Genomic DNA, 14,084 nt, shown 5'->3' with positions numbered 1-14,084 from the left:
ACGCCATGAATCTATTTAATTTAATTTCCGATATTGAAAAAGTTGATCCCGAAATCAGCGAGCGTTACAGCTTCTATTCTCGCCGGAATCTTCTCAAATTTGGCTCCAAGCTGGCAGCCGCCGGTATTCCAACCTTGGTTGCCGCTAGTTTGAATAAAGCCCTTGCGCAATCGGCGGCTCCTTCGCAGGCAGCCATCGACGTGCTGAACTTTGCCCTCACGCTTGAATACCTGGAGGACGAATTTTACCGTACCGGACTATCAACGGCAGGCCTGGTTCCGGCTTCCGATCAGACTGTTATCAACCAGATCAGCAAACACGAGACGGCACACGTTGCCCTGCTGAAAAGTGCTCTGGGTGCAGCCGCTATTGCCAAACCGACATTCAAATATCCAGCGGGTACATTTGCCACCTACGCCACCTTCCTGGCGACAGCCCGTGTTCTGGAAGATACTGGGGTTCAGGCTTATAAAGGCCAGGCCGGTAACCTGATCAACGACAAAGGCATTTTAAAGACTGCCCTTCAGATTCACTCCGTTGAAGCCCGGCACGCGTCGGAAGTTCGCCGGATACTGGGTATGAAAGGCTGGGTTTCTGACCCAACACAAACCACGTTCACACAGGGCGGTGTTAATTTGAAAACACTGCCAAACGTAACGGGCATTTCGGATGATAATTTCCGTGGCGCCTTCGACGAGCCACTGACCAAAGCGCAGGTTTTAGCTGCTGCGGGACCGTTCTTGGGGTAAAACTCATATATAGGGAGGCCGGGAAACCGGCAGGGTGACGGAAGGCATCGGGGATTTTCTCCGGTGCCTTTTTTTGTGCTTCATTCTCTCCAGTCCGTCTCTTTAGTTATAAACGGCCTGAAAGAATTCATCTACTTTGTGTTGATCTTCCGGAAAGTTATAGACCTCTATTATTTTTCCTTCCTTAATTTTCCAAAGTAAACACGACATCCCTTTAAAAGTAGGTATTTCAGACCCTGTAGTCCAGTTCTCGTGGCAGTCAATCACATACTGATCGTTGACGCCCATCACAATAGGGCTGGCTTGAAAAGCAGCTTTGCCTAATTGAGAAAAATAAGCCATAACTTCATCAACGCCGACTTTTACGCCACTCAACGGATGTTTGCCAGGAATGATCCACCGGATGTTAGGTGAAAGAATTTCTTTTATTGACTCCTGATCATTCGTCGCGTAAGCTTGAAAAAAACGATTAACAAGGCCAAGGTTGGGATGAGACTGTATCATAAATTGTGCAGTAGTGTAAACTTGACGACAAAATTATATACACCAACTTTGGAGAAATTACGAAAAACGGACAAACTTTTGTTCATATCGGCCATGTCCAGACAATTTGTAAGTTGTGCTTCTATCACCGATCAGCATTCAGACTCATTTATTAGCTACCATCAACAACTGGGTTGCTTTTACTCAGATTGGCACCAGCATCCATTGGGCCAGCTTGTTTATGCCGAGAATGGCTGTATTCATGTGAATAGTGAAGGCAAGAAGATACTCCTCCCCGGTTGGTATGGGGCCTGGATTCCGCCCGGCACCTATCATGAAATATGGTCTGATAGTCCACAATTACATATGCGAGCGGTATGCTTCCCAATAGCACATCCCGAGGTTTCTCTGCATCCCCAGCTGGCGGTATTCCCCGTTTCTCCGTTGCTCAGGGAAATGATTCGATACACAGAAAAATGGACTCAGAGCAGTCAACAGTCTTCACAGGCCACTACCCTAATACAAGCCCTGCAAGATTTGTTACCGGAAGAAATCGCCAACGCCATTCCCATTTGCCTACCGTCGACAAGTCATACAAAGCTGGCTCAGACACTCGATTATATCCAGCAACACCTACACGAAAAAATTAGTATTCTGCAGATAGCCCGTCATTTTGGTTTCTCGGTTCGTTCATTGACCCGTCTGTTTACCAAACAGATAGGCATCTCTTACGCAAGTTATTGCAAAATAGCCCGGATTATGAAAGCATTGGAGTTGATTGAAATTGGCATTGATAATGTCTCAGAGCTAGCCGAACGTGTTGGTTATGAAAGCCTGTCTACTTTCAGCAACAACTTTCTGGATGTCTGCGGCAACCGTCCGCTACACTTTATTCACCAAAAAAGACGGTAAAAGAGCTAACTTTCTGATCTGACCGACACGAACAAGATACGCACTATCCATTTATGCAATTCCCTGTGCTCTAAAAGTCGTGTTCTGTACGTTGTAAATTCATTCGCGTTGGCGGCAAGCCTTATGAAATTTTTCCGTATCCTCCTGAAAGTCCTGCTGGGACTCGTTGTCATTATTCTGCTTTTTCTGGCTGTTAGCCTGGCTCCGGTCGATGAAACGCCTTACCAGCAGATGCCCTATTATACGCAAACCAAAGAGCGGCTGGCGCAACTGCCCGCTCCCTCAACGCCCAAAGCACCCCTCCGGGCCGGTTGGGCAAAAGCCAACATCACGCCCCCCTATTCGACACCGACGGGTGGGTATGGTGCCCGGCGTGGTAAGCACTGGCATGTGGTGGCCGACTCTATTTTTGCCCGCGCCATCGTTCTCGACAATGGCGGGACCAAAGTCGCTGTAGTGGGGCTCGACCTGCTGATTACGCCCCCAACGGTGGTCGAGGCCCTTAAAAAACGGCTACCCGAACTGGGGCTGCGCTGGGAGAATGTCTACATGGGCGCTATTCACTCGCACAACAGTGTAGGCGGTTGGGCACCGGGCATCGTCGGCCAGTTAATTGCCGGTGGCTACGACGAAAAAATCGTCACCCGCGTGACCGACGGTATCCTGACCGCCATTCGGAATGCGCAAAGCAATATGGCTCCGGTAGAAATAGGCTTCGGCCAGACCGATGCCAGTGACCACATTTACAACCGCATTGGCTTTTCGGGGCCAACCCAGCCACTCGACGGGATGATTCGCCTGCTCAAACTGAAGAAAGAAACCGGCGAATCGGCTTTGCTGTGTACGTTTGCCGGGCACGCAACCCTGTACGAAGATAGTATGTGGAATTACCTCAGCCGCGATTATCCCGGTTCGCTGGTGGATCGACTCGAAAAGAAATCGGCTGATTTCGCCGTGTTTATGGCGGGGGCCGTTGGCAGCACCGGTCCACAGGCGCGTGGCAAAACCGACTTTCAGGAAATCCGCAATTATGCCGGCGATCTGGCGCTTCGCATCGAACGAACGGTTCCTCAAATTCAGACCCGACCCGATAGCGCGCTGGCCATTCTTACACTTCCGCTGGGTTTGCGCGAACCGCATCCGCGCGTTATTGGCAACTGGCGCGTGCGTCCCTGGCTTTTCTATGCCGTCTATGGCGACTATCCCTCCGATCTGAAAGCCCTGCGCATCGGCAAAACCGTACTCCTCGGCACCCCCTGCGATTACTCAGGCGAATTCGTGGCCGACTTCAACCCACTAGCCACTCAAAAAGGCGTTAACCTGATGGTGACCAGCTTCGATGGCGGCTACATTGGCTACGTAACCCCCGACCGGTATTATAACCGGACGACCTACGAAACCCGCGACATGAACTGGTTCGGCCCCTATAACGGAGCGTATTTTGAAGAAATGATGATGGGGCTGTTAAAGAAGATATAAATAAAAAATCAGCTGACACTGTTGGTCATACGCTTCTTTTTTATCAAAACCATGCTTGTTCGAACAGCATTCATTACCGCTCTGCTCTTCAGCTTACTAGCCGTCACGAGGCACGAAGAACCATCCGCAGTCATTCGGATTAATCTGCTCGGTTATCGACCAAGTAGCCCAAAAATAGCTGTTTGGGGAAGCCTGACGGACAAGACAGTAGATAAATTTGATCTCGTCGATGAGCGGACGAATCAGGTTAGTCAGCAGCTACCGGCGGGTCGGGCGTTTGGGGCCTATGGGCCGTTTAAGGAAACTTATCGGCTCGATTTTTCAACCGTTCAAAAGCCCGGCCGCTATTACCTGCGGACGCCAGACGGTGCCCGGTCGCCGGGTTTTCGCATTGGCGAGGATGTCTATGCCGGAGCGGCCGATTTTTGTTTGCGGTATATGCGTCAGCAGCGGAGCGGCTATAATCCCTTCCTGAAAGACTCCTGCCATACCCACGATGGCTACACCATGTATGGCCCCATGCCCGATAGCACGCACATCGACGCGTCGGGGGGCTGGCACGATGCGTCGGATTACTTGCAGTATGTAACAACGTCCGCCAATGCAACATACCACCTGCTGGCTGCGGCCCGTGACTTCCCGACGGCCTTTGGCGATCAGGTTCAGGCGAATGGGTTACTGGGTGTTAATGGACAACCTGATGTGCTGGATGAAGCCCGGTGGGGGCTCGACTGGTTACTGAAAATGCACCCTACTGATACGTGGCTCTTCAATCAGCTTGGCGACGACCGCGACCACTCGGCGATGCGGATTCCCAAGCTTGACAGTATGTATGGAAAAGGGGCCGAGCGTCCTGTTTACTTTGCTACTGGTCAGCCACAAGGGTTATTCAACCATAAAAACCGAGCAACGGGCGTAGCGTCAACGGCCGGAAAAGTGAGCAGCGCCTTCGCCCTTGGATATCAACTATTTCGGAACCGTAAATCTGACTATGTTAAACAAGAGTACGTCGACAAACTACGGCAGCGGGCACAGTCGGCGTATCGGTTGGGGTTGGCAAAGCCCGGCAATTGCCAGACAGCTCCCGGCCGGGCACCCTATTTTTATGAAGAAGACAACTATACCGATGATATGGAATTGGCTACCGTTGAACTGCTCAATGCGACGGGGCCAACGGGTGCTCAGGCTAGTTCTCTACGCAACACCGCCCTGGCTTTCGCCCGCCGGGAGCCGGTTACGCCCTGGATGCTGAACGATACAGCACGACACTACCAGTGGTATCCGTTTGTCAATATTGGGCATGCAGAACTGGCAAAAAAACTGCCCGCAACTACCCGAAAAACCGTTACCGATTTTTACAAATCGGGGATTGAACTGGTCTGGCAGCGGGCCGGCAGGAATGCATTTTATCGGGGCGTTCCCTTTATCTGGTGCAGTAATAACCTGACCACGTCGTTCGCGACACAGTGCTTCTGGTATCGTCAACTCACCCACGACGATCAGTTCGCGGCTCTCGAACAGGCCAACTTCGACTGGCTGTTTGGCTGCAATCCATGGGGAACAAGTTTTGTCTATGGCTTACCGGCCAATGCCGACACGCCGGAAGATCCCCATTCGGCTTTCACTCACTTGAAAGGCTATCCCATTGACGGCGGACTTGTAGACGGCCCCGTGCGTGGCAGCATTTACGGCAACCTGATTGGTATCACGCTGCACGAACCCGATGAATATGCGTCCTTCCAGAGCCCGGTAGCGGTCTATCACGATGACTATGGCGATTATAGTACTAACGAACCAACTATGGACGGTACAGCCTCGCTCATTTATCTGCTGGCAGCCAAACACGCCGAGAAACGTACACCATCTCCAAAAGTGAGTGGTTCAAAAAAAGTAAACCCGCCGGTTAACAAAGTAAGTCAGAAACCTACCGCCGAATCGAAATCAACGTATTTCAAAGGCGCTAAAATAAGGGTTGATACCACCGCCCGTCGATTTTCGCTGGTATTTACCGGCGATGAATTTGCCGACGGCGGATTTATCATTGCTCGGACGTTGCGAAAGCATCACGTCCGGGCTTCTTTTTTTCTAACCGGACGCTTTTTGCGCAACCCTGCGTTTTCTTCATTAATAAAACAACTCAGGCAGGATGGGCATTACATTGGCCCTCACTCCGATCAACACCTGTTGTATTGCGATTGGGAAAAGCGCGACAGTTTGCTGGTAAGTCAGGCTCAATTCAGGGCTGATCTGCGGGCCAATTACGCAGCGCTACGTCTTTACGGACAGGCTAAGGCCAAAGCGAACTTGTTTTTACCGCCCTACGAGTGGTATAACGACAGCATTGCCACCTGGACCAAGGCGGAAGGAGTGCAGTTAATCAACTATACACCGGGCACGCTTAGCCATGCTGATTACACCATCCCCTTGGATCGGAACTACCGAAGCAGTGCAACCATTCTTCAATCCATTCGCACGTATGAGCAGCAAAAACCGGCGGGATTGAATGGTTTTATCTTGTTGATGCACATAGGCACAGCACCCGCCCGAACGGACAAGCTCTACTCACACCTGGACGGTTTTTTAACTGAGTTTGGGCAAAAAGGGTATGCGCTTGTTCGAATTGACGAGCTATAAATGGTTTTTGATTAAGCCTTATAAGGCCCTTGTCCGTTTAGGAAACAAGGGAACATAAGTGACCCTAATTATCTAAAAACTTTACGCTTAAAAGTCAGTTGATAGCATACCAGATTGTCAACGATTTAGTTGATATCTGTTTACTCAACAACTGATCTTTTCGTATGCGTACGCTCGTGTTTTTTTTAGCGGCCAGCCTGACTGGCTCCATTTGTATCGCGCAAAGCGATACGGCCAGAATAGTGCAGCAAACTCAACAGGAACCCGTTGAAAGACAGGTCGCTATTCCGGGTGTCGACACGCCCATATCGGGTGGCGGCATGACGGCTCAAACGCCCATGAATCCAGTTCCTCCTGTACAAAACAATAAAAAGAGGAAAACCCTGCCACCCAGCGATCCCCGTGCGTTTGGCGTGTCGGTGCCGGTTGGCAAGGCAAAACGGGATACTTTATAAAGAGATGAGACGATCTGCTATCGCGTCGACGGCCGCAGATCGTCTCGTCTCTGGTCAGCTTGTTGGTTTATCCGGCAGCGGAGCGGAGGCATGAAACTCCTCGTAAATCCGGTGCATGTAATCGTCCAGCAGCGTTCGAATACGGGACCGATCCTCCGATTGAACAATTAAACCGACATGGTATTCACGGTTCATGCGCCAGAAAATTTCCGGTTCGGAAAACACCGATAAATCGGGCCACTGCTGGCGGGCCAGCGAGACAATGAGCCCCGAATGACCGCCATTATCCGTGGGCGGCAAATAATGTTCCTTGCGAGCCATGGCCGTCTCGAGCTTGGCCCACTCCCGCCATAAGTTTACGCCCGAAGCAGCCTCGACCATTTCGGCAATGTGCGCTCCCCCAACGCGGGATGCCGTTTCCAGGAAATACAGCTCGCCGTCGTGGTCACCCCGAATGTACTCAGAATGTGAGGCACTATAGCGCATCCCGAAAGCCGACATTACTTGGTCGTTGATTTGCCGAAGCGCGTCCGTTTCGGGTGTATCGACCTGGAGCGTTCCGGTGCGGAACACGCCCCCTCCATGGGCCACTTCCATTGGCGTGGCCAAATACTGGCTGACCCGCGTAAAAACGGCTTTCCCATCCACAGACAGGGAGTCGACGTGATAGACCTTCCCGGGTTTAAATTCTTCGATGAGATAGGTGTGCCGGTTATCACCCAGCAAATGAATAGCCGACCAGGCTTCATCCAGCGAATGAACTTTGCGGATACCCGTCGCCGATGCTTCCGACCGTGGTTTAATGAGCCAGGGAGCCTCCGTTGTCTGTAAAAAAGCAGTTACCGTTTCGTCATGAAAGAGGGGACAGAAGGCCGGAACCCGAATGCCAGCCGCAAAAGCCCGTGTCCGCATGGCCAGTTTATCGCGAAAATAACGCGAGGTCGTCTGGCCCATGCCATCGATACGAAATGTTTCCCGAATAAGCGCCCCTTTCTCCACGTCGAAATCGTCCAGCGCCACTACCCGATCAATTCGGCGCGAGCGCATGGCGTGTGCCAGTCCTACGATCATTTGCTCTAAATCTTCGGGGGCGTTGCTGGGCGAATTCAGGAAGAACATCTCGTCGATGGACTCGCGGGGCCACGATTCATTGGCAAGTTTCTGGTCGGTCAATAAATAGACCTTGTTGCCCAGTTCCTTACAGGCCCGCATAAAATCCTGCCCCTTCAGAAAGGTAGCAATACATAGAAAAGACAATTGGCTCATACTTTGGTTGTTTCAAGTTTAGTTTCAGATTCATACAGGCGCAGATACTGTATAAGTCCAGGAGGTCTCGACGGGGAAGTTACCCGGCCGTAACCGAACCGCCAAACTTCATTCGGCCAAAAAAGATACGGCCAAATGGGCAAACAACGAGTCTTTCTTATCTTTTTTCTACCGTAAGTCGTTGCAAATAGTCGATTAACAGCCGAATGCCAAAGCCCGTTGCATTTTTCTGAGAACCAAATTCCGTATCGGCGAAGGCCATCCCTGCAATATCCAGGTGGGCCCAGGCCGGGTGTTTCTCACTAAAGAATTCCAGAAATTTAGCCGCGCTAATGGAGCCCGCAAGTGGTTTCCCACTGTAATTTTTAACATCGGCCACATCCGATTTTATATCCTCCAGGTAAGCATCCCAAACAGGTAAACGCCAGAGTTGTTCGCCCGTCTGGTTAGCCGATTCGGTGAGTTGGGCCGCCAGCGTATCGTTTGGCGTAAACAGCCCGGCCGCATGATAGCCTAAAGCGGCAATGACGCTTCCGGTCAGGGTAGCCAGATCGATCAGCACCTCGGGTTGAAAATTACGCACCATATATCCCAGTCCATCCGCGAGAATAACGCGTCCCTCGGCGTCGGTATCAATGATCTCGATGGTTTTGCCGGAATAGGCCGTAATTACATCGCCGGGTTTTGTAGAGCGCCCATCCGTCGAGTTTTCGGTTGATGGCACAATGCCAATCACATGAATAGGCAGCTTCAGTTTAGCCGCTACTTCTACCGTCCCCAACACAGCCGCAGCGCCCCCCATATCACTCTTCATCAGGTGCATGTTGGCGGAAGATTTGATGGATACACCACCCGTATCGAACGTTACGCCTTTGCCAACCAGACCTACCGTGCGGAGATTTTCGACGCCTTCGGGTTTGTATTCGGCAATGATCAGCACCGGCGGGACATCGCTCCCCTGGCTGACACTCAGCAAGGCACCTAATTTCTGCCGTTCGAGTTCGGCTTTGTCAAGAATCGTTACGGTATAATTATACTGCTTGCCCGATGCAACGGTCCAATCGGCCAGTGTTTGCGGGTTTTTATAGTTGGCGGGCGCATTCATCAGATCCAGCATCTGAAGCTGGGTTTGGGCAATGGCCTCCCCCCGCGTCAGGGCATCCTGCGCCGTTGCCAGCTCCGTTTCCTGAACGTAGAGCGTTAATGCCCCAGCCTCGGAGAAGAAAACCGGCGCATCGGCTTTGCCGGTCTGATAAAGTTTGAGGTCATAGCCACCGCCACGAACGCCCAGCACAACCCCTTCCACTACGGCTCCATAGACGGGCGTCAAGTCAATGCTTAGCTGCGTGGGTAACTTGCTTTTCTGGTCAAAAAAGAACTTCCTGAAGGTACGAAGCCAATCCATTTGCTTTGGGTCGGTGCCCAGTCCTAGTAACGTTGTTTTCTGCCCATTAGGGCCATACGTAGCCAGCACTACGTTGGCTCCGGCGGTAAAATCGCGCTGTAGTACGTCGGCGGGTATACCCAGTTGGGGCGCCAGGCTGGTCAGTTGATCAGCCAGCGCATCGGTTTGTATAAACGGAATGATAAGATCGCCGGTGGTGGGCGATTGGGTACTTAAGGTGATAGTCATAGATCCTGATTAATAAAACAACCACTCCACTGCTTTCGGAAATTCGCGCCCCCAGTGGGCTTCCTGATGGGTTCCCGTCGGGTCGACCGATACGCGAATATCGATCGAATGTCCGCCGTAGTTCTGCCGAACCAATGATTCATTGAACCGCTGGATATTGGGCACCATATATTCTGATTCTTTCTCACCGCCATACGCGTATATTTTCATGGGCACGGGTGCCTTGAAGCGGATGGCATCGAAGTAAATTTTAGGAGAAATCCAGAGTGAAGGCGAGAAAACCATTAATCGCCCAAACACGTCAGGATGCAGCAACCCCGCATAAATGCTGATCAAGCCCCCTAAAGAACTCCCCCCGACCCCGGTATGAGCCGCATCGGGCAAGGTCCGGAACCGCCTGTCGACGAGGGGCTTTACGGTACGTAGAATGAAGTCCAGATAATATTGTCCACGGCCTTTCCCGGCCCGTGTCCGGTCAAATGTAAATTCCCGGATGCGCTCGTCGTTGGCGTGGTCGATGGATACAAGGATAACGTCGTGGTGACGGCGGGCAGCGAGTATGGCCATTTTCTGATCCACCTCCCAGCTACCATATCCAGAGCCACCACCGAACAGGTTCTGGCCATCGTGCAGATACAGAACGGGATACGCTTTCCCCGACGTTTCATAATCATAAGGCAGCAACACATGAACCCGGCGGGTGGCCCCCTGTTGGGGAGCCTCGAATGAATCGCCAAGCAGTTCTATTTTAGGCAATAGCTCTGGATTATAAGGCATGCCAAACCACCGCCAGTGGGGCACATAATCCTGTTTCACCGTTTCGGCAGCCGACACCATCCGGTCCGTCACACTCTCGCCCGAAGCGCCTAGTTCAACGTGATCCCAACCACCCCGTGTGTATTTATACACCAGCTTTTCGGGCAGTTCCAGGTCCACCGGAAACTCATAGACAAACTGGCCCTCTCCGATGGACTGCATTCGAAACAAATCCAGGTCGGGAAGCCAGTCACAAAAATTACCCGACACAAACACCGGCCGGTCGTCGGTGTAGTGCGTACGTAATTCTAAACGTATTGATGAAGACATACGTACAGAATCGGATACGGGGGTGAGTTGGTTCAGACTCCGTCAGGAAAGTTAGGTTAACCGGATTTTGTCGGGCTTGCAATCAGGCGAGTGCCCACTGCTCGGTAAGTCCCTGTGCCAGCATGACCAACTGGTTATAGTTGGCAGGTTTGGTCATAAACTGATTGGCTCCTAACGCTAAACAACGCTGAAGGTCGTAGCTATCCGACGACGTGGTGAGCATGACAACGGGTAAATGGGCAAACGTGGGTGTATTGCGAAGTTGCGTCAGGGTATCAAATCCATTCTGACGACGCATATTGATATCGAGCAAAATTAATCGGGGCAACGTCTGGCAGGAGGCCAGCGTTGGCAGAAGCTGATCGCCATCAGCCAGCGCCAGGACGCTGACAGGAGACTGCGTATCCTCAAAGGCTGAACGAATAAACAACCGATCATCTTCGTCGTCATCGACGACCCAAACGGTTGGTTCGTCTGATTTCCCAAAGTCCGTAGGTGAGTGAAAAGCCATGGCGAATGGGTTAAATATGAAGTGCATTAACAGACTGAACTCACCGACTGACTACGGTGTATAAAGCAAGCCTGGAACAGGTTTACTGGTAAAAAGAGCGCATCAACTAATTTCTTTCCGTATGCCTGATACACATACGCTGTGATTCCTGAAAAGCGTTGCAATCTGGCTATCAATAGCCGGGCATAAAGACCAAAGGTATAGGTTTAGCCAATGAATTACCACCATTCAATCAATTTATTAATAGCAATTTAACTGGCTTACTACAATTTTATCAGGTTTTTACCATACTCAACAGGATTCGTAAGTCTTTACTAAACAACCGCTTATGTTATTATTTGAAAAAATTCTAAACAATTCTTTATAATTAGTCTAAATCTCCTATACATTTGTAGAAACATTCCAAATAAGGAAATTATAGAATGCAAACACCTACTACACTCAATCGTCTATTAGCCCTTGTAACCCTAGTATTTTGCTTATCAGCTTGTAACGACCAGGATAATCCAACAACTGTCACTCCCCAGCTTCGTAAGACAATTTCGTATAGCAAACTCACCGACACCACGACCTATGCCAACTTTTTCGTGGATGACGCCGGTGTCAAAACCGTAGACCTGACCACCGGTGCCAATCGGTTGCTCATGTTCCGCGCTATCAATACCTACAACGGTACAGCCGTTGGCACCGGCGCTACGCTGGATGCCAACGTCCTGAAAAACATGTTCTCGAATACGGGCAGTCCATTCTCGGGTACGGCCAATACAGCGTTGAATACATCGGGCGTTCAACTCCGTAATGTAACAGCTTCCTCTTTGCCAGCCGCCGATGCAGAAAAGGAACGGCAGACAATTGAAGCCAGTTTTCCGAAAATTGCTACCGCCAGTCAGTCGGTTTCTGCCGTCGCTTCGGAAGGGAAAGCGGGTAAACTAGGCACCTATCTGGTTGATGCACAAGGGATCGAATACGGACAGATCATCCAGAAGGGCCTGATTGGCGCGTTTCAGGTCGATTACATCGGCAACGTCCTGCTGAGCGAAAAGAATCTTGCACTGGACAATACCACGCTGGTTGCCGGAAAGAAATACACCCAGCTTGAGCAAAACTGGGACGAGATCTACGGTATTCTGACCGCCAACCCCATTTATGGCGCAAAAGCCACGGCTACGTCATCAGGCGAAAGCTTTATTGGCTCTTACATCTGGGAATACAATAAAGATGATTTCCCCAAAATTTATTCAGCATTACTGAAAGGTCGGGCTGCTATTGTCAACAACGATATGACCGTGTTGAAAGAGCAGGCTGCGTTTATTCATCTGGCCATGGAGAAAGCCATTGCCAATGCGGCACTGGGCTATCTGGGCAAATGGAAAACAGCCGGTACCAACACAGCCGCTGCGGCCCACGCCATGGGCGAAGGTTTAGGTTTTATTTACTCGCTCCGGTATGCGAAACTGAACAAAGCCGATGCGGCCTTTTCTGATTCCGTGCTGGCTGGCCTTATCTCAGCTCCCAATGGTTTCTGGGGATTGACCAACGCGAAGATCGATGCAGCTTCGGCAGCCATTCGTGCCAAATTTAACATACCCGGCTAAGCACCAGGGTAACCAATCATTTTTTACTCAGTACAGAGCGATACTCACCGTGTCGCTCTATCCTTTTTTTACGTCATGACAAAAAATAGCTGGAAACGAGTTGGATTTGTGTGTGCGTTCGTGAGCGCGCTATGGGCCTGTTCGGGTGGGGGATCCGATAACCCGGCTCCGGTTACCCCCACTACACCAACCGATCAGGCAGGCAGTGACCGGAAGGCGATGCTGACCAATATTGCCGACAATATTATTCTGCCCAGTTACGCCAACTTCAAAACGAAGTTTGACCTGATGCTGACCAAATCGGATGCCTTTGCGGCAAAGCCCGACAAAGCAGCGCTTACCGATTTGCGGCAGGCCTGGGCAGATGCCTATACGGAATGGCAAAAAGTAGAACTGTTCGATGTAGGACCGGCAGAACAGAATACGCTCCGCAACTTCTTCAACATTTACCCAACCAGCGTCACAGGCATTGAAGAATACGTAGCCGCCGGTTCGGGTTCTTTCGATGTACCGGCCTCTTACCCTAAACAGGGGTTTCCGGCCCTGGATTACCTTATTAATGGCCTCGGCACGACCGATGATGCCATTGTAGCCCGGTACACCACAGCCGCTGATGCCGCCAAACGGGTCGCCTATCTCAAACGGCTCACCACCCAAATGAACGCCCAGTTTACGACCGTATACACCGCCTGGACGACGGGTGGCTACCGGGATACGTTCATCAATTGTACGGCCCTGAATGCAGGTTGCTCGACCTCTAAACTAGTCAACGGCTTTGTGCTCAACTACGAGCGCTACCTTCGTTCGGGAAAATTCGGGATTCCGTCGGGCGCTATGACCAATGGAACGCCAGCCCCCGACAAAGTAGAAGGGTACTACAAGAAAGACCTGTCACTTACGCTGGCCAAAACCGCTCACCAGGCCACGGTTGATTTCTTTAATGGGAAAAGCGTAAAAACGGGGCAGGAAGGCCCCGGTCTGAAATCGTACCTGACGTCGCTTGGGGCAAAGGATAGCAGTACGGGCACCTCGCTGGTCGACATCATTAACAAGCAGTTCGACGCCGTCAATCAGCAGCTCAATACGCTGAAACCCAATTTGTCCGACGAAATCAAAACCAATAATGCGGCTGTTGCGCTGGTGTATACCCAGATGCAGAAAGCGGTGCGCATGCTCAAAGTCGACATGACCACGGCAATGAGCATCACCATAACGTACACGGATAATGACGGCGATTAATTGGTTTTGGGTTTACCGGTTTGATTCGAAATGACAACCGGT

General features: G+C 51.1%; 12 protein-coding genes. 7 read left to right on the top strand and 5 right to left on the bottom strand.

Features of this window, described 5'->3' with window-relative positions:
* The first annotated feature begins 5 nt into the window (after positions 1-5).
* A complete protein-coding gene (locus ACYVAM_RS06365; protein WP_461065073.1) occupies positions 6-749 on the top strand; it encodes a ferritin-like domain-containing protein in 744 nt (247 codons plus the stop codon).
* 102 nt (positions 750-851) lie between these two features.
* Here ACYVAM_RS06365 and ACYVAM_RS06360 read toward each other — a convergent pair whose 3' ends face one another.
* Entirely contained in the window at positions 852-1,253 is a 402-nt protein-coding gene (locus ACYVAM_RS06360; RefSeq protein ID WP_461065071.1) for a nuclear transport factor 2 family protein, read from the bottom strand.
* 93 nt (positions 1,254-1,346) lie between these two features.
* Here ACYVAM_RS06360 and ACYVAM_RS06355 point away from each other — a divergent pair, with 93 nt between their 5' ends.
* From ACYVAM_RS06355 to ACYVAM_RS06340, 4 genes are all read left to right on the top strand, one after another.
* Positions 1,347-2,144, top strand: coding sequence for a helix-turn-helix domain-containing protein (locus ACYVAM_RS06355; RefSeq protein WP_461065069.1), 798 nt, complete (start codon positions 1,347-1,349; stop codon positions 2,142-2,144).
* Positions 2,145-2,267: 123 nt separating this feature from the next.
* On the top strand, positions 2,268-3,623 hold the full coding sequence (locus ACYVAM_RS06350; protein WP_461065067.1) for a neutral/alkaline non-lysosomal ceramidase N-terminal domain-containing protein: 1,356 nt from the start codon (positions 2,268-2,270) through the stop codon (positions 3,621-3,623).
* Positions 3,624-3,674: 51 nt separating this feature from the next.
* Positions 3,675-6,257 (top strand): glycoside hydrolase family 9 protein, encoded by a 2,583-nt coding sequence (locus tag ACYVAM_RS06345; RefSeq protein WP_461065065.1) that lies wholly within the window; start codon positions 3,675-3,677, stop codon positions 6,255-6,257.
* Between the two features lie 164 nt (positions 6,258-6,421).
* Positions 6,422-6,712 (top strand): hypothetical protein, encoded by a 291-nt coding sequence (locus ACYVAM_RS06340; RefSeq protein ID WP_461065063.1) that lies wholly within the window; start codon positions 6,422-6,424, stop codon positions 6,710-6,712.
* Between the two features lie 54 nt (positions 6,713-6,766).
* Here the strand turns inward: ACYVAM_RS06340 and ACYVAM_RS06335 are convergent, their stop codons facing one another.
* From ACYVAM_RS06335 to ACYVAM_RS06320, 4 genes are all read right to left on the bottom strand, one after another.
* Positions 6,767-7,978 (bottom strand): ATP-grasp domain-containing protein, encoded by a 1,212-nt coding sequence (locus ACYVAM_RS06335; protein WP_461065061.1) that lies wholly within the window; start codon positions 7,976-7,978, stop codon positions 6,767-6,769.
* Between the two features lie 157 nt (positions 7,979-8,135).
* A complete protein-coding gene (locus tag ACYVAM_RS06330) occupies positions 8,136-9,611 on the bottom strand; it encodes a leucyl aminopeptidase family protein (protein ID WP_461065059.1) in 1,476 nt (491 codons plus the stop codon).
* A gap of 9 nt (positions 9,612-9,620) precedes the next feature.
* Positions 9,621-10,697, bottom strand: coding sequence for an alpha/beta hydrolase (locus ACYVAM_RS06325; protein WP_461065057.1), 1,077 nt, complete (start codon positions 10,695-10,697; stop codon positions 9,621-9,623).
* 82 nt (positions 10,698-10,779) lie between these two features.
* On the bottom strand, positions 10,780-11,208 hold the full coding sequence (locus tag ACYVAM_RS06320) for a response regulator (protein ID WP_461065055.1): 429 nt from the start codon (positions 11,206-11,208) through the stop codon (positions 10,780-10,782).
* Between the two features lie 422 nt (positions 11,209-11,630).
* On the opposite strand from ACYVAM_RS06320, the gene ACYVAM_RS06315 reads away from it, so the two are divergent.
* The gene (locus ACYVAM_RS06315) at positions 11,631-12,803 is read left to right on the top strand and encodes a DUF4856 domain-containing protein (RefSeq protein ID WP_461065053.1); all 1,173 of its coding nucleotides are present in this window, start codon (positions 11,631-11,633) and stop codon (positions 12,801-12,803) included.
* 75 nt (positions 12,804-12,878) lie between these two features.
* A complete protein-coding gene (locus ACYVAM_RS06310; protein ID WP_461065051.1) occupies positions 12,879-14,042 on the top strand; it encodes an imelysin family protein in 1,164 nt (387 codons plus the stop codon).
* Positions 14,043-14,084 lie beyond the last annotated feature (42 nt).

The organism is Spirosoma horti (assembly GCF_054776595.1).
The sequence above is the reverse complement of the archived record's forward strand: the minus strand, read 5'-3'. Positions and strand labels throughout refer to the sequence as shown.

What these genes read in the sequence shown, in the direction of transcription:
- ACYVAM_RS06335 (WP_461065061.1), bottom strand. Translation starts at nt 7,978, where the DNA reads ATGAGCCAATTGTCTTTTCTATGTATTGCTACCTTTCTGAAGGGGCAG.
- ACYVAM_RS06320 (WP_461065055.1), bottom strand. Translation starts at nt 11,208, where the DNA reads ATGGCTTTTCACTCACCTACGGACTTTGGGAAATCAGACGAACCAACC.
- ACYVAM_RS06355 (WP_461065069.1), top strand. Translation starts at nt 1,347, where the DNA reads ATGTCCAGACAATTTGTAAGTTGTGCTTCTATCACCGATCAGCATTCA.
- ACYVAM_RS06360 (WP_461065071.1), bottom strand. Translation starts at nt 1,253, where the DNA reads ATGATACAGTCTCATCCCAACCTTGGCCTTGTTAATCGTTTTTTTCAA.
- ACYVAM_RS06310 (WP_461065051.1), top strand. Translation starts at nt 12,879, where the DNA reads ATGACAAAAAATAGCTGGAAACGAGTTGGATTTGTGTGTGCGTTCGTG.
- ACYVAM_RS06345 (WP_461065065.1), top strand. Translation starts at nt 3,675, where the DNA reads ATGCTTGTTCGAACAGCATTCATTACCGCTCTGCTCTTCAGCTTACTA.
- ACYVAM_RS06340 (WP_461065063.1), top strand. Translation starts at nt 6,422, where the DNA reads ATGCGTACGCTCGTGTTTTTTTTAGCGGCCAGCCTGACTGGCTCCATT.
- ACYVAM_RS06350 (WP_461065067.1), top strand. Translation starts at nt 2,268, where the DNA reads ATGAAATTTTTCCGTATCCTCCTGAAAGTCCTGCTGGGACTCGTTGTC.
- ACYVAM_RS06330 (WP_461065059.1), bottom strand. Translation starts at nt 9,611, where the DNA reads ATGACTATCACCTTAAGTACCCAATCGCCCACCACCGGCGATCTTATC.
- ACYVAM_RS06315 (WP_461065053.1), top strand. Translation starts at nt 11,631, where the DNA reads ATGCAAACACCTACTACACTCAATCGTCTATTAGCCCTTGTAACCCTA.
- ACYVAM_RS06365 (WP_461065073.1), top strand. Translation starts at nt 6, where the DNA reads ATGAATCTATTTAATTTAATTTCCGATATTGAAAAAGTTGATCCCGAA.
- ACYVAM_RS06325 (WP_461065057.1), bottom strand. Translation starts at nt 10,697, where the DNA reads ATGTCTTCATCAATACGTTTAGAATTACGTACGCACTACACCGACGAC.